The sequence below is a fragment of the Streptococcus sp. BS35b genome (assembly GCF_000286475.1).
Taxonomy (GTDB): Bacteria; Bacillota; Bacilli; order Lactobacillales; family Streptococcaceae; genus Streptococcus; species Streptococcus oralis_W.
The window spans coordinates 1-18702 of the sequence record NZ_ALKH01000006.1; the positions used below are offsets into that span (position 1 = coordinate 1).

Below are 18702 nucleotides of genomic sequence, written 5' to 3' on the forward strand. Positions count from 1 at the left end.
GGTGTGGCTGACAATACCAAAGATACAGTAGATGTCCCAGCTAGCTACCTTGACAAAGCCAATTTCCCAGGTCCATTTACAGCTGGTGTCAACCAAGTCATTCCATACGAAGCCTTTGGTGGTGACGGCATGTTGACTCGTCTTATCTTGAAAGCCTCTGATAAGACTCCATGGTCAGACAACGGAACAGCTAAAAATCCGGCTCTCTCACCAGTAGAGAAATTGGGCAAAGGCCTTTACTTCTACGAAGTGGACTTGGCTGGCACCCAAGGCAAATCAGATAAAGAGTTGCTTGACCTTTTGAAACAAAATGGTACGCAAAGCTACAAAGCTACTATCAAGGTGTACGGTGCGAAAGATGGCAAACCTGACTTAACTAATCTCGTAGCAACTAAAAATTTGGATATCAACTTGAATGGTTTGACCACCCCAGCTGAAGTGCAAAAGGGTGTGGCTGACAACACCAAAGATACAGTAGACGTCCCAGCTTCTTATTTGGATAGAGCCAACTTCCCAGGACCATTCACAGCTGGTGTCAACCAAGTTATTCCATATGAAGCTTTTGGTGGAGATGGTATGTTGACTCGCCTCTTGTTAAAAGCTTCAGACAAAGCCCCATGGTCAGACAACGGAACGGCTAAAAATCCCGCTCTATTGCCACTTGAAGGCTTGGCTAAAGGCCAATATTTCTACGAAGTGGATTTAGCAGGGACTCAAGGTAAATCAGATAAAGAGCTGCTTGACCTCTTAAAACAAAACGGCACTCAAAGTTATAAAGCTACCATCAAAGTGTACGGTGCAAAAGACGGCAAGCCTGACTTAACTAATCTGGTAGCGACTAAAGATTTGACTGTTAATTTGAATGGCTTGACCACACCAAATCAGGTTAAAGACTCTGTTGCTAATAACATCAAAAATAGCATTGATGTTCCAGCTAGCTACCTTGAAAAAGCAAATGTTCCAGGTCCATTCTTGGCCGGTGTCAACCAAGTTATTCCATACGAAGCTTTTGGTGGAGATGGTATGTTGACTCGCCTCTTGTTAAAAGCTTCAGACAAAGCTCCATGGTCAGACAACGGAACAGCTAAAAATCCTGCTCTATTGCCACTTGAAGGCTTGGCTAAAGGTCAATATTTCTACGAAGTGGATTTGAATGGCAATACGGTTGGCAAAGATGGTCAGGCCTTGCTGGATCAACTTCGAGCTAACGGAACACATACATACCTAGCTACTGTTAAAGTCTATGGTTCTAAAGATGGCAAACCTGATTTGACCAATCTGATTGCTACTCGTCAAGTAACGATTCAGCTTCGTGGAAAAGAAATGGCGACAATACCATCTCAACAAGGTCAGATGAATACGAAGCCTTCTGAAACAGGCTCTACAGGTACGACTGAGGGTATGATGGGTACAAATCACCATATGTCAGATATGAAGGTCGATCAACCAGCTTCTAGCCCAATGGCTAATATGATGAAAAAAGATGATAAAGCGATGCTACCAAATACTGGGGAAGCTAAAACAGCTACAGCTGGCCTTGGTATCTTTGGTCTAGCCTTGGCAGGTCTTGTTGGACTTTTGGGTTTGACAAGCAAACGAGAAGATTAAGATTCAAATCACTTAAACATTAGGGAAAATAGTGTTATACTAAAGCAAGTATAACACTGTTTTTATCGAAGGAGTGTCAGATGAAAAAGACAATTTTGCTGGTTGATGATGAGATAGATATTCTAGATATTCAACACCGCTATCTTATACAGGCAGGTTACGATGTTTTGGTCGCCCATGATGGTAAGGAGGGATTAGAGCTTTTCAGAAAAAAATCTATCGACCTCATTATCACAGATATCATGATGCCCAATATGGATGGCTATGATTTTATCAGTGAAGTTCAGTATACCGCTCCGGATCAACCCTTCCTCTTTACAACTGCTAAGACAAGCGAACAGGATAAAATTTATGGCTTAAGTTTGGGGGCAGATGATTTTATAGTCAAACCCTTTAGCCCACGCGAATTGGTTTTAAGAGTGAATAATATCTTGCGTCGCCTTAGCCGTGGAAGAGAAACAGAACAGATCGAGTTTGGTGACTTAGTGATCAACCATGTGACTCATGAGGTTCGCATTGGGGAGCAACCTTTGGAATTGACAGTAAAATCCTTTGAGCTTCTATGGATATTGGCCAGCAATCCTGAGAGAGTCTTTTCAAAGACGGAACTTTATGAGAAGGTATGGCAAGAGGACTATGTGGATGATACCAATACACTCAATGTTCATATCCATGCTTTGAGGCAAGAGTTGACCAAGTATACAAATTCAAATGCTCCTGCTATCAAAACTGTCTGGGGTTTGGGCTATAAGATGGAAAGACCAAGAGGTAGAAAATGAAATTAAAAAACTATATTTTAGTGGGGTATCTAGTGTCGACTCTACTAACGATTTTGGTCGTTTTCTGGGCAGTCCAACGAATGTTGATTGAGAAAAGTGAAGTTTACTTTCTAGTTGGAATGACCTTGATTGCTAGTTTCATTGGCGCTGCAGTGAGCATCTTTCTTTTGTCGCCTGTGTTCTCTTCTCTGAAACATTTGAAAAAACAAGCTCAGGATATAGCAAGCAAGGATTTCAGCACAGAAATTGAAACAAAGGGCCCATTAGAATTTCAAGAGCTGGGCCAGGCTTTTAATGACATGTCCCACAATTTGCAGGCTACCTTTCAATCACTTGATGAGAGCGAGCAAGAAAAGAGAATGATGATTGCGCAGCTCTCTCACGATATTAAAACTCCCATTACCTCCATTCAGGTTACTGTTGAGGGAATTCTAGATGGAGTGATTAAGGAAGAGGAGCGACTCCACTACTTAGCCACGATTGGTCGGCAAACTGAGCGTCTAAATAAGCTAGTGGAGGAATTGGATGTTTTGACTCTGAACACACAACCTCAAGATACTGCTGATGAAGAAGTCGAAGAGGTCTTTTTAGATCAGTTGCTGATTGAGTCAATGAGTGAATTTCAACTCCAGATTGAACAAGAGGAGCGAGATGTTTACATTCAAGTGTCACCTGAGTCGGCGAAAATCAAGAGCCATTCTGACAAACTTTCTCGCATTCTGGTCAATTTGTTAAACAATGCCTTTAAATATTCAGAACCAGGAACCAGAATCGAGGTTCTTGCCCAATTAACAGAACAAGAGCTGACAATCAGTGTGAAAGACGAGGGTCAGGGGATCCTTCCTGAAGATTTGGAAAAGATCTTTAAACGACTTTATCGTGTAGAAACTTCGCGCAATATGAAGACAGGTGGACATGGATTAGGACTTGCGATTGCACGCGAACTAGCCCATCAGCTTGGTGGCGAAATCACAGCAGAAAGCCAATATGGCTTAGGAAGCAAGTTTACATTCAGCCTCAATTTGAAATAAAGGCGTAGTAAGTGTCTAGGTTTTGAGGTAAATAGAAAATATTGAGTTAACGGAAAATTCCGTTAGCTCTTTTTTGTGTTTTGGGAGGTAAAATTATGAGACGAAAAAGTAAGGAGAGAATTTCAAGAGAGATGATAATCCAGTTTTTGATGAAGGAAACAGGTTCAATACGAAAAGAAATAATAGCAAGTATAGAAGAACTTGAGGCCTTTGGATTGATAGGATTTAACGCGAACGGTGACTTTAGACTGAAAGAGGTGTAATTGATGAGACAAATTCAGTTTATTAGTGCCAGCCATTATCAGACATCTGATCGCTTTTATGCCTTACCAAAGGTTTTGTTTGAAAATCCTATTTATGAAGATATGAGGTTAGATGCAAAAGCCGCTTATGCTATGCTTAAAGATAGACTAGATCTTTCTTTCAAGAATAATTGGATTGATGAAGATGGAAATATCTATTTGGTATATTCTAACTCTAATTTGATGAAGATCCTTAACTGTTCAAAATCTACTCTATTAAGAATTAAGAAGCAACTCACAGAGTATGGATTAATTCATGAGGTTCAACAATCTACAAGTAAATCAGGAAATCTAGCTAATCGAATTTACCTTGGTCTCTTACAAGATGACACAGTTGCTAGAATGGTTGATAAATCAGGTGATTTCAAATCTGACACTAGGGGGGTGTCAGATTTATACGGGGCTGGTGTTTACACCAAAGACCAGCTCAAGGCTATTATCGCCGAATTGAGTTAATAGCATAGCCAAAAAATCGTTACATGTCGTAACGATTTTTTCATTTAGCCGATGACAGTAAAGGTCATACAATTTTGGGAAGAGCAAGTATACTATCATAGTGTGCAAAATACTGAAGAAGTGTTTACTCAGGCGTTTCCCTATAACTTATCATAAGCGCTTATTGTGAAATGTGCAAAATTTCAAATGTTGGTAGTTGTGTGTCGGGTTTATTGGTATAAAAAGTAAAGATACATTTTTTCCATTTATCAGGATTGAAAATAACGGCTTTGCCACTTTCGTTGTTTTGCATTTGCTCGTGAATGGTAAAGGATTTTAAACTTTCAGATTCTTCTATATCAATGACTTCTAATGTAGCATATTTACTTGAGTCAAAATGATCAGATATTTCGACTGATGAAGTTATTCCGATTTCAATATTTTGCCAGCCAAACGAATTTAAAATATGATCAAAGTAGCCATCAAATATGAATTTTGTCATTCCGTTGGTATTTTTCCAAATATATAGCGGACAGTAACTGTTAAATAATTGGCCTTCAGATTTTTCAGAGATTAAATAAACTTTGAAAAACAAATCGTCGAATCCATCCATCAAATGACCTGTATTTCGGACACGTTGTCTAATGATATCCATATCATAATCTGCTGGTAATTTTATAGTATATTGCATTGCTTGCATTGCGGTACCTCTTTTCTAATTAACTATTCACAGTATAAATGATTTATATCATGTTGAATAATACTTAAAAATGATATAATTATCACAAAAAGTGATAAGGTGTTTTAAATGAATTTTAATGATATGAGCATTTTTGTGACGATCTATGAGACAAGATCAATAAACAAAAGTTCAAAGATCTTACAATATGCACAATCTAATCTCAGCGCTAGATTGAAAGTGCTTGAAACTGAATTAGATACGAAATTATTTTACAGAAAATATAATGGTTTAGTCCCGACAGAAAGTGGAGACTTATTTTATCAATTTTGTAAGGAAACTTCTAACAATTTAGAGAAATTAAAAAAGAAATGTGAAACCTCGAAAATATCCATCTTAATTTCAGAATTGTTATTTAATCACGATATTAATAATTCACAAACAATTGATTTGAATAAAAGTGAGATCAATATCCAAAAAACTTCGGATATACCAATCATTGCTCATCAGGAAGACTTTGATAAAATTTTTTGCTTTCAAAAAATTGAAAATTTAAAGCATTATGATGAGATTATCGGGCATATCGAGTCAGTTTATGCTTGTTCGAGCAATATAAAGGCTACTGAGGAAATGCCTATATTCGTTAATAAAGATAAAAATTGCCCTTTTAGAAAACAAAGCTTAATGAAGTTTACTCATTTAAAATCAGTTGTAGAAATTGATTCTTTTGAGAATATTATCAGCTTAGTTGAAAACGGGAAAGGAATTGCACTATTGCCTAAATGGCTAAATAAGAGAGCGAATATCAAGCCATACGACCAAGACATCGTTCTTATCCCATTTTATCAGTATGAAAAGCAGGACCAAAGCAGGTAGCCCATTTAGAAGAAATGCTAATGCTATGATGAAAAATCATTTGACAAACATTATAAGTTGTTTTATAATAAGTACACTTATATTAAAAGGAGTGTCAAAATGGAATTTAGTTTTAGTTTAAACATAAGAGCATCAAAAGAAGATGTATGGGCCTACTATGAAAATATTGAAAAGTGGTATGATTGGGAAGAAGATTTAAAAAATATTACATTAAAAGGTGGATTTGAGACGGGTTCATACGGAACTATGGAACTCGAAGGAATGCCCCCTATGGAATATCACCTCACGCTTGTAAAACCTCTTGAAGAATTTTGGGATAAAACAGTAACTCCATTCGGTGATATTCTTTTTGGTCATCAAATTATTGAGAATAATGATGGCACTGTAAATGTAAAACATACTGTATCTTTGAATAGTGAAGACAAGCAACATCTAGAATTTTTAAGTCAGGTCTTTTCAGATGTTCCTCACTCTATTTTCATTCTAAAAAACCACTTAGAAAGATAGAGTGAGTGCTGTTTGTTGACACTGCAATATTAAAATAATTTAGTTCAACTTATAAATCCCTTTACAAATCTAGCTTTTCATGGTACAATAGCCTTTGTGTGAAATAGCAGCAGGAAAGCATGAAGCTCGTCAACAGGTGTCTTATGACAAGTAACCTTGGCTGTTTAGGCGAAGGGCATCTGCACGAATCAGGGCTTTCTAAGTGACTATTTCCACCGAAATATTATTTATATCAGGAGGACATACATATGTCACGTTATACAGGACCATCTTGGAAACAAGCTCGTCGCCTTGGCCTTTCACTTACAGGTACAGGTAAAGAATTGGCACGTCGTAACTACGTACCAGGACAACACGGACCAAACAACCGTTCTAAATTGTCAGAATACGGTTTGCAATTGGCTGAAAAACAAAAACTTCGTTTCACTTACGGTGTAGGTGAAAAGCAATTCCGTAACTTGTTCGTACAAGCTACAAAAATCAAAGGCGGAATCCTAGGTTTCAACTTCATGCTTCTTTTGGAACGTCGTTTGGATAACGTTGTTTACCGTCTTGGTCTTGCGACTACTCGTCGTCAAGCTCGTCAATTTGTAAACCACGGTCACATCCTTGTTGACGGAAAACGTGTTGATATCCCATCATACCGCGTAACTCCAGGTCAAGTGATCTCAGTTCGTGAAAAATCATTGAAAGTTCCAGCTATCCTTGAAGCAGTAGAAGCTACTCTTGGACGTCCAGCATTCGTATCATTCGACGCTGAAAAATTGGAAGGTTCATTGACTCGCTTGCCAGAACGCGACGAAATCAACCCAGAAATCAACGAAGCACTTGTCGTTGAATTCTACAACAAAATGCTTTAATTTTAAGAAATATCTTACAGAAAGCCTACAACAGTGGGCTTTTTGCTTTGTCTTAAAAACTATAGAACACTTCTTAACTGTGAAGGAGGATAAAAAAACTCCCTGCAAAATGAAATTGCAAGGAAGTTTTGTTAATGGTGATGGGCAAGCCAGATGGAATATTTTTTCCCAAGCCAGAGAGCAAAGAGGAGATTGATGATGACGATGCCTGAAGCGACCAGTGAAAATAGGAAAAATTCGCTAGTCGAAACTCGCCATAAATGTACAATGTCTGTAATCAAATAAGCACTGATAGGAAAACAAAGGATAGAAGTGATGAGAGCAGGGATATACTTACGGAGAAGAATTGATTGTCCAATATGGAGCAAGAGATGGAGTGCAAAGGCCACAAATCCTCCTAACCAAACTAATTCGAGCGCTCTAGATTGAGTAAGATACGCTAATAAAGTGATGGATAAGACAAGAATAAACTCCTCAAAAACAGCAAGGGCAAATCCCTCTGTTGTAATCCCTTTGTGAATCTTGAGAATAGCTGGAGCCTTTTGAGCCAGCAAGGTTTCGTTGAGGTGAATCCAAGGGACAAGACCGATAATTTCTTCCATATCGTGAAAGATAAAGAGTAGAGGGAACATCCAAAGATAAAATGTCATAAATCTCTCCTGAAAAGCTATAGATTGCTAACCAATAAAGCAAAAAACGCCCAGTAAGGCGTTTTGAGTTAGGTGTGCTTATTTAACCTCTGTAAACACTACGTGTTTGCGAAGTTTTGGTGAGTATTTCTTCAATTGAAGACGGTCTGGAGTGTTACGTTTGTTTTTAGAAGTAAGGTACAAGCGTTCACCAGATTCTTTGTGTTCAAGTGTGATATTTACGCGCATGGTATCTCCCTTCTATTATTCAGCTGATGCAGCTTTAGCGATTTTACGTCCTTTGTAGTATCCTTTAAGTGATACACGGTGAGAACGTGAGTAATCTCCAGTAGTTTCGTCAAAGTTTACAGATGGAGCTGTTACTTTGTAGTGTGTACGACGTTTGTTTTTCTTCGCTTTTGAAGTGCGACGTGCAGGTACTGCCATTTTGATTTCTCCTTTTAAGATATAATTCAGTTAGGTTTGATTTTCATCAACTTTAATAGTATATCAAAACTTTTTTGTAAAGTAAAGTTACTTGACAAAAAAAGATGAAAAAATTAGAAGTTGTTGATCGGAATTTTCTGAAAATTCAAGAATTTTCTTCTGTTCATTGCTTTTGAAATGTGCTATAATAGTAAAAACTGAAATGGGAGGGATAAGATGACTGAATTAGATAAACGTCACCGCAGTAGCATTTATGACAGCATGGTTAAATTACCAAACCGTGCCATGCTGCGTGCGACTGGTATGACAGATAAGGACTTTGAAACACCGATTGTGGGAGTGATTTCGACTTGGGCGGAAAATACACCATGTAACATCCACTTGCATGATTTCGGGAAATTGGCGAAAGAAGGTGTCAAATCTGCGGGCGCTTGGCCTGTTCAGTTTGGTACCATTACCGTAGCGGACGGGATTGCCATGGGAACGCCTGGTATGCGCTTCTCTCTAACATCTCGTGATATTATTGCGGATTCTATCGAAGCTGCTATGGGTGGTCATAACGTCGATGCCTTTGTAGCCATCGGTGGTTGTGACAAGAACATGCCTGGTTCCATGATCGCCATTGCTAATATGGATATTCCAGCTATTTTCGCCTATGGTGGTACCATTGCACCGGGAAATCTTGATGGAAAAGACATTGACTTGGTGTCTGTCTTTGAAGGTATCGGAAAATGGAACCACGGTGACATGACAGCTGAGGACGTGAAACGTCTTGAATGTAATGCCTGCCCGGGCCCTGGTGGCTGTGGCGGGATGTATACAGCTAATACCATGGCGACAGCTATCGAAGTTCTCGGTATGAGTTTGCCAGGATCTTCATCTCACCCAGCTGAATCAGCTGATAAGAAAGAAGATATCGAAGCTGCAGGACGTGCTGTTGTTAAGATGCTGGAACTTGGTCTCAAACCATCTGATATCTTGACTCGTGAAGCCTTTGAAGATGCTATCACTGTAACTATGGCTCTTGGTGGTTCTACCAATGCCACTCTTCACTTGCTTGCCATTGCCCATGCCGCCAATGTTGACTTGTCACTTGAAGACTTCAATACGATCCAAGAATGTGTGCCTCACTTGGCCGACTTGAAACCTTCTGGTCAGTATGTCTTCCAAGACCTCTACGAAGTCGGTGGTGTACCTGCGGTTATGAAGTACTTGTTGGCAAATGGATTCCTTCATGGCGACCGCATCACATGTACTGGTAAGACCGTCGCTGAGAACTTGGCTGACTTTGCAGACCTTACACCAGGTCAAAAAGTCATTATGCCACTTGAAAATCCAAAACGTGCAGACGGTCCGCTTATCATCTTGAACGGGAACCTAGCCCCTGATGGAGCGGTTGCCAAGGTATCAGGTGTGAAAGTGCGTCGTCACGTTGGACCGGCTAAGGTCTTTGACTCAGAAGAAGATGCTATTCAGGCTGTTCTGACAGATGAAATTGTTGATGGCGATGTAGTCGTTGTCCGTTTTGTTGGACCGAAGGGTGGTCCAGGTATGCCTGAGATGCTGTCACTTTCATCCATGATCGTTGGTAAAGGTCAAGGAGACAAGGTTGCCCTCTTGACGGATGGCCGTTTCTCTGGTGGTACTTATGGTCTGGTTGTTGGACATATTGCTCCTGAAGCTCAGGATGGTGGACCGATTGCTTACCTTCGTACAGGTGACATCGTTACGGTTGACCAAGATACCAAAGAAATTTCCATGGCCGTATCCGAAGAAGAACTTGAAAAACGCAAGGCAGAAACAACCTTGCCACCTCTTTACAGCCGTGGTGTTCTCGGTAAATATGCCCACATCGTATCATCCGCTTCACGCGGAGCCGTGACAGACTTCTGGAATATGGACAAGTCAGGTAAAAAATAAACTCAAAAAGCAAGCCAATCTCGGCTTGCTTCTTTTCATCTTCAAAAGTGATTTGACTGCTTATACTCAATAAAAATCAAAGAGCAAACTAGAAAGCTAGGCGCAGGTTGCTCAAAGCACAGCTTTGAGGTTGGAGATAAAGCTGACGTGGTTTGAAGAGATTTTTGAAGAGTATTAACGAGGCGGTAGCCCAAGGGCAATACGGCCGTAGCGACTGATTCGTGTAATCTTCCAGGCAGGCGACCAGGTCACTTCAACCTTGACATCTTCGATACCCTCGATTTGTTTTAGACCTGCGACGATTTCGATAGGCAGGCTTTCGGCGCAATCACAGGCAGTGTCAGTGAAGGTCATGACAATCTTGCAGAGACCCGTTTCGTCCAGATTGATTTCATAAATCAGCCCTAGATTGTAAACATCCAATTCCACATCTGTATCAAAAACCTTCTCTAGTTTATCGATAATTTGATCTTGCAAGGCCAAAGCGCGGTCATTGATTTTGATATCGTCTCTCATAACAGTCCCTCCACGTGATAAATATCCTCTATTTTCTCATAATTCTGACAATTTGGCAAGTTTTTGATGAATTTTCTGAAAAGACTCTCTTGCGATTTTCTCCTCTCACTGTTTTAATCCCTTTATTTATGGTAAAATAAGACTATTAAGTTTAAAGAGGATTCCCTATGAAATTACAAAAACCAAAAGGAACGCAGGATATTTTACCTGCTGAGTCTGTTAAATGGCAGTACGTTGAGGGCTTTGCCCGTGAAATTTTCAAGCGCTATAACTATGCAGAAGTGCGCACGCCTATTTTTGAGCATTACGAGGTCATCAGCCGCTCTGTCGGAGATACAACGGATATCGTAACCAAGGAAATGTACGATTTTTATGACAAGGGTGACCGCCATATTACCCTCCGTCCAGAAGGAACTGCGCCCGTTGTCCGCTCTTATGTGGAAAATAAACTCTTCGCCCCAGAAGTGCAAAAGCCAAGTAAGTTCTACTACATGGGCCCTATGTTCCGTTATGAGCGTCCACAAGCAGGTCGTTTGCGTCAGTTCCACCAGATTGGTGTTGAGTGCTTTGGCTCTAGCAATCCAGCTACCGATGTGGAGACCATCGCTATGGCAGCTCATTTCTTAAAAGAAATCGGCATCCAAGGTGTCAAATTGCATCTTAATACTCTTGGAAATCCTGAGAGTCGTGCAGCCTACCGTCAAGCCTTGATCGACTATTTGACACCGCTCAAGGAGACCTTGTCGAAGGATAGCCAACGTCGTTTGGAGGAAAATCCTCTCCGTGTCTTGGACTCTAAGGAAAAAGAAGACAAGGTGGCAGTAGAAAATGCGCCGTCTATCTTGGACTTCCTTGATGAAGAAAGCCAATCCCACTTTGATGCTGTGCGTCAGATGTTGGAAAATCTGGGTGTAGACTATATCATCGATACCAATATGGTGCGCGGTCTGGACTATTACAACCACACGATTTTCGAGTTCATCACTGAGATTGAGGGCAATGACTTGACGGTCTGTGCGGGTGGTCGCTACGATGGCTTGGTTGCCTACTTTGGTGGCCCTGAGACTGCTGGATTTGGTTTTGGACTTGGTGTAGAGCGCCTGCTTCTCATCCTTGAAAAGCAAGGTGTGGCCCTCCCTATCGAAAATGCCCTAGATATCTATATCGCAGTCTTGGGTGAAGGAGCAAATGTTAAGGCCTTGGAATTGGTACAAGCCCTTCGCCAACAAGGATTCAAAGCAGAACGTGACTACCTCAACCGGAAGCTTAAAGCTCAATTCAAGTCCGCCGATGTCTTTGCGGCTAAGACTCTCATTACTCTAGGCGAGAGTGAAGTTGAAAGCGGACAAGTGACTGTTAAGAACAACCAAACCCGAGAAGAAGTGGACGTTACGCTTGATGCTATCAGCCAAAACTTTTCAGAAGTATTTGAAAAATTAGGATTTTAATGACAGATAAACTGGTCAGGATCTTATTCCTGACTCTCTTTTTCCTAGGATTAACATTGCTTTCGCTTGCTCAAAAATATCTTTATAAAACCATTACTACCGTTTCTATTTTTGCAAGAGGAATTCGCTTATTAGCCCTTTTAGTTGCGACTGTATTCCACATTTTTATCAAAATAATGCAAATAACAATGGTAAGACTTCATTTCAAATAGGAGGCCCATATGAACTTACTTAAAAATCTTGGCTGGTTTCTTCTAGCTGTTCTATCCTTTTTCTTTGGCTATGGTCTGGTTCAGAGTACGGCGCTGTCAGCTCTTGGACTAGGGGCTTCAATCTTTGGAGTCTTGCCACTCTATATCGCTCTGTCAGGGGCCTATGTTTATGGAGTTTACAGATGGTATCAGACAGAAAAGGTTAGCATCCAGACAACAGCTTTTAATCGTTATATCTGGTTGCCTACTCTGGTTTTGCTAGTGGCGATTACAGCCCAGTTCTTTTTGCCAGAAGATCCGTCAGTCAACCAACAAATCGTATCACAATTGACAGTTGCTCAGCCTGTATTTGGTTTCTTTATGGTGGTAGTCTTTGCTCCTCTGACGGAAGAACTCATCTTTAGAGGGATGCTGGCGCGCTATCTCTTTCCTAAGCAAAACAACAGCAAACAGACAGCTCTGTTTCTCCTCGTATCAAGTGTGCTTTTTGCCTTGATTCATTTTCCAGGGACTTTGCAACAGTTTTTAGTTTATGCTAGTCTGGGATTGAGTTTGGGACTGGCTTATATAAGCCGAAAAGGTCTTCTTTACAGCATTTCCTTACACGCTTTGAATAATTTAATCGGCTTTTTGATGATACTCATGCTATAATAGAGTCAGGAGGTCACATGAAACGAGTAATTTTATTAGCAGTGATACAGGCGGTCGTTCTCTTCTTTATCATCGGGGCACTTGCCTATGCCTTTAAAGGCGACTTCTTTTACAACTATCTAGCAGTTGTCTTTGCGCCTATTGCAGGTGTCTTGCGTTTTGCTTCGGCTTATGCGACGGAGATTGTTCTACCTAAAAAGGCAGCTGAGATTGCTGAAAAGCGTAAAAAAGGTTAAGAATCATAATCAGAGAATTCGATGACGTTTTCATCGGCTTTTTTGTCTGTTCGTTTTGATTTCTAAAGACAATCAAACTTTTCTGCTGATTTTCATGAAGTGCCTGCGCTTTTGTGGTAAAATAGTAACATAATAAAAGAGGAGAGAAAACATGAAACGTAGTATGTATGCTGGTCGTGTTCGTGAGGAACACATCGGACAAGAAATGACCTTGAAAGGCTGGGTTAGCCGTCGTCGTGACCTTGGTGGTTTGATCTTTATCGACCTTCGTGACCGTGAAGGAATCATGCAGTTGGTTATCAACCCTGAAAAAGTATCTGCAGAGGTTATGGCAACAGCTGAAAGCCTTCGTAGCGAATTTGTTATCGAGGTGACTGGTCAAGTCGTTGCGCGTGAGCAAGCCAATGATAAATTGCCGACTGGTGCGGTTGAGTTAAACGTGACAGCTTTGACAGTGCTTAATACAGCTAAAACAACGCCATTTGAGATTAAGGATGGCATTGAGGCCAATGACGATACACGTTTGCGTTACCGTTACCTTGACCTTCGTCGTCCAGAAATGCTAGAAAACCTTAAACTTCGTGCTAAAGTGACCCACTCTATCCGTAATTACTTGGATGAGTTGGAGTTTATCGATGTGGAGACGCCATTCCTTTCTAAGTCAACACCAGAAGGGGCGCGTGATTATTTGGTGCCATCTCGTGTCAATAAAGGGCATTTCTACGCTCTTCCTCAGAGCCCACAAATCACGAAACAGCTCTTGATGAATGCTGGTTTAGACCGCTATTACCAAATCGTTAAATGTTTCCGTGATGAGGACTTGCGTGGAGACCGCCAGCCTGAGTTTACCCAAGTCGACTTGGAAACGTCTTTCCTTACGGAGCAAGAAATCCAAGATATCACAGAAGGTTTGATTGCGCGCGTGATGAAAGAAACCAAAGGCATTGACGTGACGCTTCCATTTCCTCGTATGAAATACGATGATGCGATGGCTCTTTACGGTTCTGACAAGCCTGATACGCGTTTTGATATGTTGCTTCAGGACTTGACAGAAGTTGTCAAGGGTGTTGATTTTAAAGTCTTTTCAGAAGCACCTGCCGTTAAAGCCATTGTGGTCAAAGGAGCTGCGGATAACTACTCACGTAAAGACATCGACAAGATGACCGAAGTAGCCAAACAGTACGGTGCCAAAGGTCTTGCTTGGGTCAAGGTGGTTGATGGAGAATTAAATGGACCAGTTGCCAAATTCTTGACTGGTATCCAAGCAGAATTGACTGCAGCACTTGGTCTTGAAGATAAGGATTTGGTTCTATTTGTGGCGGATACGCTTGAGGTAGCCAATGCAACACTTGGTGCCCTTCGTGGACGTATTGCCAAAGAGCTTGACTCGATTGATAACGATAAATTCAACTTCCTTTGGGTGGTTGATTGGCCAATGTTTGAATGGTCTGAAGAAGAAGGCCGCTACATGAGTGCCCACCATCCATTTACTCTTCCACAGGAAGAAACAGCTCACGAATTAGAAGGTGATTTGGCTAAGGTTCGTGCCATTGCTTACGATATCGTCTTGAACGGTTATGAGCTTGGTGGTGGTAGCCTTCGTATCAACCAAAAAGACCTTCAAGAACGCATGTTCAAGGCTCTTGGTTTCTCAGCTGAAGAAGCAAATGACCAGTTTGGCTTCCTTCTTGAAGCCATGGACTATGGTTTCCCACCACACGGTGGTTTGGCTATTGGACTTGACCGTTTTGTCATGTTGCTTGCAGGAGAAGAAAACATCCGTGAAGTCATTGCCTTTCCTAAGAACAACAAGGCAACCGACCCAATGACTCAAGCTCCATCAACAGTCGCTCTCAAACAACTAGAGGAACTCAGCTTACAAGTAGAAGAAGATGAAACAAGCAAAACGAATTAAGCGGTGGCGCTATTATCTGCGCCGCTTTGCTTATCAGATAAAAATCTTACGAGTTTTACAAAGTATCTCTCGGGAAAAATATGATGAGAAAGTATCGGCTTCTCTGGTTTATGGCTTTTTGTCAGCAGTAGCAGTCAATTTCTTTTTTCAACCAGGACACGTTTACTCCAGTGGTGCGACGGGTTTGGCACAGATTATCTCTGCTTTGAGTCATCACTGGTTTGGCTTTTACATTCCGATATCGCTAACCTTTTATGCTATCAATTTTCCGTTGATGATTTTAGCTTGGTATCAGATTGGACATAAATTTACGGTCTTTACTTTTATTACAGTATCCATGAGTTCCCTCTTTATCCAGCTTGTACCAGTTGTGACCTTGACAGAGGATCCCATTATCAATGCCCTTTTTGGGGGTGTTGTCATGGGCTTAGGGATTGGTTTTGCACTCCGTAACAATATTTCTAGCGGAGGTACAGATATCGTCAGTTTGACCATTCGTAAGAAGACAGGTAAGAATGTCGGTAGCATTTCTTTCCTGGTAAATGGAACCATCATGCTGATAGCAGGTCTAACCTTTGGTTGGAAATACGCCCTCTACTCCATGATTACCATCTTTGTCTCCAGTCGTGTGACAGACGCGGTCTTTACCAAGCAAAAACGAATGCAGGCCATGATTGTGACCAATAATCCTGATAAGGTAATCGCAAAAATCCATAAAAAATTGCACCGCGGAGCAACTATGATCCACGATGCAGAAGGAACTTATAATCATGAAAGAAAAGCAGTCTTGATTACAGTTATCACACGAGCAGAGTTTAATGATTTTAAACACATCATGAAACAAGTTGATCCGACAGCCTTTGTCTCTGTATCCGAAAATGTCCACATCCTAGGACGATTCGTAGAAACAGACAATTAGACATGAAAAATCAGCTCTGTGTACTGACCCCCAAAAGTTGGGCAAATAATTATTGAAAGGATTTAGTTCTGTATTGCACAGGGCTAAGTCCTTTTAGTTTGACTTTGATTCGTTTGTTGTTGTAGTAATCAATGTAGTCCACAATAGCTTGTTCAAGGTCTTCTAAAGACCTAAAGTGCTTCTCATAGCCGTAAAACATCTCCGATTTTAAAATACCAAAGAAGGACTCCATCATGCCGTTGTCTGGGCTGTTACCTTTACGTGACATAGATGGCTGAATTCCCTTACTCTCTAGAAACTGATGATAAGAATCGTGTTGGTATTGCCATCCTTGATCACTATGGAGAACAGTATTTTCGTAGTAATTCTCTGTGAAGGCCCGCTCCAGCATAGCTTTCACTTGTTCTAAATTAGGAGAACAAGAAAGATTATAGGCGATAATTTCGCTATTAAAGCCATCTAAAACAGGCGATAAATACAATTTCTGTGTGCTATTTGGAATGGCAAACTCTGTCACATCCGTATAGCACTTTTCCATTGTCCTTGATGCTTCAAACTGACGTTGAATCAGGTTGTCTGCTTTCTTACCAATCTCTCCTTTGTAGAAAGAATACTCTCGTTTCCGACGAATTTGAGCACTTAAACCAAGAACCTTCATCAGACGTTGAACTTTCTTATGATTCACTGTAAAACCACGATTTCTTAGTTCAAGAGAAACTCTATCTTTAGTCCAGCCTTCATGTAAGACTTTATTAATCATTTCTTGTTTTAATTCAGGAGAATAGTAACGATCAATCAATTTAATCATGTATCTAAGATTAGAATTGTTTATCCCAAATTTATTTGAAAGCTTCTCTAAGCTATATCCTTGTTCTCTAAGTTCATAGATCTGAACTTTATCTTCATAACTCAATTTCATAATAAAAACACCCCAAAAGTTAGATTTTTTCTGTCTAACTTTTGGGGTGCAGTTCATATTGTCTAGAGCGTTTTTGTGTTGTTTAAGAAAATTAGATGTTGGTTTTAGATAACTACACATTTCAGATTTTTTAAACAAGATTTAATTGTTGATAACTAGAAAGGATTATTATGTTTGCAAAAAACAAATTTCAATACTGTATTTACAATCATGAGAGACTAGAACTTCATGAGCTTCAAAAGGATAAAGCTGGGACAAAACTTAAGTATGAAAACCAATTGTTCGCAATCCTTCATGGATAGAGCGCAAGTTGTTCTCGATAGCTCGAAGATCAGCTTGATGTATTATTCTTTCAGCCATAATATCCCCCTTGTTAATGATTTCTAAATTAATTAGACAAAATTTGGCCATAGAATATTCTTATCTAAAAGAAGTAATTATATACTGAAAAACAGGCCGTAATTACACATGATTCAGATAAAATATACCAGAATTATTTTAGTTTCTTCTTATAGTAATAAGAAAATCATAATTGATACTTTAATTCAACATACTATGAAATGAGAATATGAAGTTTTCTATGAGGAAAATGTACACTTGATTTGACATTTTAGGGCGTATGAAAACTTTGAATACAGGTTTCTTTCTATCTAAATGTTTTTGCAGATACTTTTTTTGTACAAATTTGTATTACGAGTGTGTAACTGATAGACAGACGCTAAAATATATGATAAACTAAAGTAGGAAAAAATTTAAAAGGAGAATCCTTATGTCAGCAATTAGTTTAACTCCAGAACAGTTACAATCTCAGGCGGCAATTTATCTTAGTGCTAAAGATCAAATTGAACAAGCGGTACAAACCGTTAATCGAACAAATGGAGAAATGGCATCACAATGGAAAGGACAAGCATTTAATGCTTACCTTGAGCAATACAACCAGTTGTATACACATGTTCAAAAATTCGAGGAGCTTCTAGTGAGCATCAACAAACAATTGAACAACTATGCTCAAACAGTAGCTGAACGTGACCAACAAGATGCACAAAGCTTTGGTTTGTAGTTAATTTTGAGGAGCGTCAGGGAAACTTGACGCTTATTTTTATACCATGATGAAGAAAATAAAAAAGTACCTATTAATTCTTTGTATCGTATTTCCTGTGATAGTTTATGCAGACGATGGTAGCTTAAAACTTGATACAGATATCATTACAAATAGTACACAGGATACGGTCAAAAATAGGATAGAATCCAAATATGCCCCAAATTTATTTTTAAATCGTACCCAAAAGGTTGTGGATCAGAGAACTCAAACGACGAACGAACTGTTACAAGGGGCAGAAAATACTATATTTGCAGACAGTGAAAAACATTCTATTTATCGCTTAGAAACTAGTGTAGTTCAAACATCATTATTCAATCAATACACCATAGAGGAGAAGTCCTCTTTTAAGCAAAGGGGTTATTCAATTTTTAAGGATTGGATGGGAAGTGTATTTACAAGTGTTTTTTTGCTGTTTATGGTTTTGTTAGGAGTCTATCTAGGAAGGAAATGGCATGGATTACGGAAAAATAAAGTTAACTCTAGAGTATAGAGCAAAACAAATAGATATTCGAGTTTCAAAATCCCTTACTTGGTTAAGGTTAGAAGAATTATTAAAAGATACCAAAGTTAGAGAACAACTGAATTTACCTCTAAATAGTTCGTTTTGTTTCAAAGTTAGAAATAAACAAATCCATATCGAACCAATGGATATCTTGGCTGCTTATCCAGTTAGTGATGGAGATTATATAGAGATTGAGGAAGTATCATAGG

At 39.8% G+C, this 18702-nt stretch carries 23 protein-coding genes; 17 read left to right on the top strand and 6 right to left on the bottom strand.

Annotation, left to right across the window (positions count from 1 at the left end; translation table 11 throughout):
• From HMPREF1149_RS07240 to HMPREF1149_RS0102040, 5 genes are all read left to right on the top strand, one after another.
• Positions 1-1608 (top strand): SSURE domain-containing protein (locus HMPREF1149_RS07240; protein ID WP_000485305.1); only part of this gene is annotated, 1608 nt, incomplete at its 5' end.
• Positions 1609-1688: 80 nt separating this feature from the next.
• Positions 1689-2387, top strand: a complete 699-nt coding sequence (locus HMPREF1149_RS07245; protein ID WP_000751220.1) for a response regulator transcription factor — start codon at positions 1689-1691, stop codon at positions 2385-2387.
• Entirely contained in the window at positions 2384-3418 is a 1035-nt protein-coding gene (locus HMPREF1149_RS07250) for a sensor histidine kinase (protein ID WP_000769389.1), read from the top strand. The genes HMPREF1149_RS07245 and HMPREF1149_RS07250 overlap by 4 nt, the downstream gene beginning before the upstream one ends.
• A gap of 95 nt (positions 3419-3513) precedes the next feature.
• Complete coding sequence (locus HMPREF1149_RS11495; protein ID WP_001253215.1) at positions 3514-3681, top strand: hypothetical protein; 168 nt, start codon at positions 3514-3516, stop codon at positions 3679-3681.
• A gap of 3 nt (positions 3682-3684) precedes the next feature.
• Entirely contained in the window at positions 3685-4176 is a 492-nt protein-coding gene (locus HMPREF1149_RS0102040) for a replication initiator protein A (RefSeq protein WP_001248997.1), read from the top strand.
• Positions 4177-4336: 160 nt separating this feature from the next.
• Here HMPREF1149_RS0102040 and HMPREF1149_RS07260 read toward each other — a convergent pair whose 3' ends face one another.
• Positions 4337-4855 carry a DUF4865 family protein gene (locus tag HMPREF1149_RS07260; RefSeq protein ID WP_001148704.1) on the bottom strand — a complete coding sequence of 173 codons (519 nt, stop codon included), beginning with the start codon at positions 4853-4855 and terminating at the stop codon, positions 4337-4339.
• A 108-nt stretch (positions 4856-4963) separates the two neighbouring features.
• Here HMPREF1149_RS07260 and HMPREF1149_RS07265 point away from each other — a divergent pair, with 108 nt between their 5' ends.
• From HMPREF1149_RS07265 to rpsD, 3 genes are all read left to right on the top strand, one after another.
• Positions 4964-5710 (top strand): LysR family transcriptional regulator, encoded by a 747-nt coding sequence (locus HMPREF1149_RS07265; protein ID WP_001010302.1) that lies wholly within the window; start codon positions 4964-4966, stop codon positions 5708-5710.
• A gap of 99 nt (positions 5711-5809) precedes the next feature.
• Positions 5810-6217, top strand: coding sequence for a hypothetical protein (locus HMPREF1149_RS07270; RefSeq protein WP_000395826.1), 408 nt, complete (start codon positions 5810-5812; stop codon positions 6215-6217).
• Positions 6218-6465: 248 nt separating this feature from the next.
• A complete protein-coding gene (rpsD, locus tag HMPREF1149_RS07275; RefSeq protein WP_000092756.1) occupies positions 6466-7077 on the top strand; it encodes a 30S ribosomal protein S4 in 612 nt (203 codons plus the stop codon).
• Positions 7078-7208: 131 nt separating this feature from the next.
• On the opposite strand, the gene HMPREF1149_RS07280 is transcribed toward rpsD, so the two are convergent.
• The 3 genes from HMPREF1149_RS07280 to rpmF form a co-directional block, all read right to left on the bottom strand.
• Positions 7209-7727 (bottom strand): HXXEE domain-containing protein, encoded by a 519-nt coding sequence (locus tag HMPREF1149_RS07280; protein ID WP_000145156.1) that lies wholly within the window; start codon positions 7725-7727, stop codon positions 7209-7211.
• A 78-nt stretch (positions 7728-7805) separates the two neighbouring features.
• The gene (gene rpmG, locus HMPREF1149_RS07285; RefSeq protein WP_001265622.1) at positions 7806-7955 is read right to left on the bottom strand and encodes a 50S ribosomal protein L33; all 150 of its coding nucleotides are present in this window, start codon (positions 7953-7955) and stop codon (positions 7806-7808) included.
• Positions 7956-7970: 15 nt separating this feature from the next.
• Complete coding sequence (rpmF, locus tag HMPREF1149_RS07290) at positions 7971-8153, bottom strand: 50S ribosomal protein L32 (RefSeq protein WP_000290417.1); 183 nt, start codon at positions 8151-8153, stop codon at positions 7971-7973.
• A 216-nt stretch (positions 8154-8369) separates the two neighbouring features.
• Between rpmF and ilvD the strand changes: the two genes are divergently transcribed.
• On the top strand, positions 8370-10073 hold the full coding sequence (gene ilvD, locus HMPREF1149_RS07295; RefSeq protein WP_000137336.1) for a dihydroxy-acid dehydratase: 1704 nt from the start codon (positions 8370-8372) through the stop codon (positions 10071-10073).
• 174 nt (positions 10074-10247) lie between these two features.
• On the opposite strand, the gene HMPREF1149_RS07300 is transcribed toward ilvD, so the two are convergent.
• Positions 10248-10589: a metal-sulfur cluster assembly factor gene (locus HMPREF1149_RS07300; RefSeq protein WP_001204050.1), complete on the bottom strand. Its 342-nt coding sequence runs from the start codon at positions 10587-10589 to the stop codon at positions 10248-10250.
• Positions 10590-10756: 167 nt separating this feature from the next.
• Here HMPREF1149_RS07300 and hisS point away from each other — a divergent pair, with 167 nt between their 5' ends.
• The 5 genes from hisS to HMPREF1149_RS07330 all read left to right on the top strand — a co-directional run bounded on the left by hisS (position 10757) and on the right by HMPREF1149_RS07330 (position 15970).
• Complete coding sequence (gene hisS, locus HMPREF1149_RS07305; RefSeq protein WP_000775897.1) at positions 10757-12037, top strand: histidine--tRNA ligase; 1281 nt, start codon at positions 10757-10759, stop codon at positions 12035-12037.
• 221 nt (positions 12038-12258) lie between these two features.
• Entirely contained in the window at positions 12259-12900 is a 642-nt protein-coding gene (locus HMPREF1149_RS07315) for a CPBP family intramembrane glutamic endopeptidase (RefSeq protein ID WP_001050642.1), read from the top strand.
• A 17-nt stretch (positions 12901-12917) separates the two neighbouring features.
• Positions 12918-13136, top strand: a complete 219-nt coding sequence (locus HMPREF1149_RS07320) for a hypothetical protein (RefSeq protein WP_000832176.1) — start codon at positions 12918-12920, stop codon at positions 13134-13136.
• Between the two features lie 151 nt (positions 13137-13287).
• A complete protein-coding gene (gene aspS / locus HMPREF1149_RS07325; protein WP_000830924.1) occupies positions 13288-15051 on the top strand; it encodes an aspartate--tRNA ligase in 1764 nt (587 codons plus the stop codon).
• The gene (locus HMPREF1149_RS07330) at positions 15029-15970 is read left to right on the top strand and encodes a YitT family protein (protein ID WP_000806294.1); all 942 of its coding nucleotides are present in this window, start codon (positions 15029-15031) and stop codon (positions 15968-15970) included. The genes aspS and HMPREF1149_RS07330 overlap by 23 nt, the downstream gene beginning before the upstream one ends.
• A gap of 49 nt (positions 15971-16019) precedes the next feature.
• On the opposite strand, the gene HMPREF1149_RS11205 is transcribed toward HMPREF1149_RS07330, so the two are convergent.
• Complete coding sequence (locus HMPREF1149_RS11205; protein ID WP_000778444.1) at positions 16020-16889, bottom strand: IS3 family transposase; 870 nt, start codon at positions 16887-16889, stop codon at positions 16020-16022.
• Between the two features lie 769 nt (positions 16890-17658).
• Between HMPREF1149_RS11205 and HMPREF1149_RS07340 the strand changes: the two genes are divergently transcribed.
• The 3 genes from HMPREF1149_RS07340 to HMPREF1149_RS11330 are packed head-to-tail and all read left to right on the top strand — an operon-like array spanning position 17659 to position 18701.
• Positions 17659-17949 carry a WXG100 family type VII secretion target gene (locus HMPREF1149_RS07340; protein WP_001274476.1) on the top strand — a complete coding sequence of 97 codons (291 nt, stop codon included), beginning with the start codon at positions 17659-17661 and terminating at the stop codon, positions 17947-17949.
• A 49-nt stretch (positions 17950-17998) separates the two neighbouring features.
• Positions 17999-18481: a type VII secretion protein EssA gene (locus HMPREF1149_RS11545; protein ID WP_231288432.1), complete on the top strand. Its 483-nt coding sequence runs from the start codon at positions 17999-18001 to the stop codon at positions 18479-18481.
• A complete protein-coding gene (locus HMPREF1149_RS11330) occupies positions 18444-18701 on the top strand; it encodes a hypothetical protein (protein WP_000384444.1) in 258 nt (85 codons plus the stop codon). Before HMPREF1149_RS11545 ends, HMPREF1149_RS11330 begins: the two co-directional genes overlap by 38 nt.
• The last annotated feature ends 1 nt before the right edge of the window (position 18702 follow it).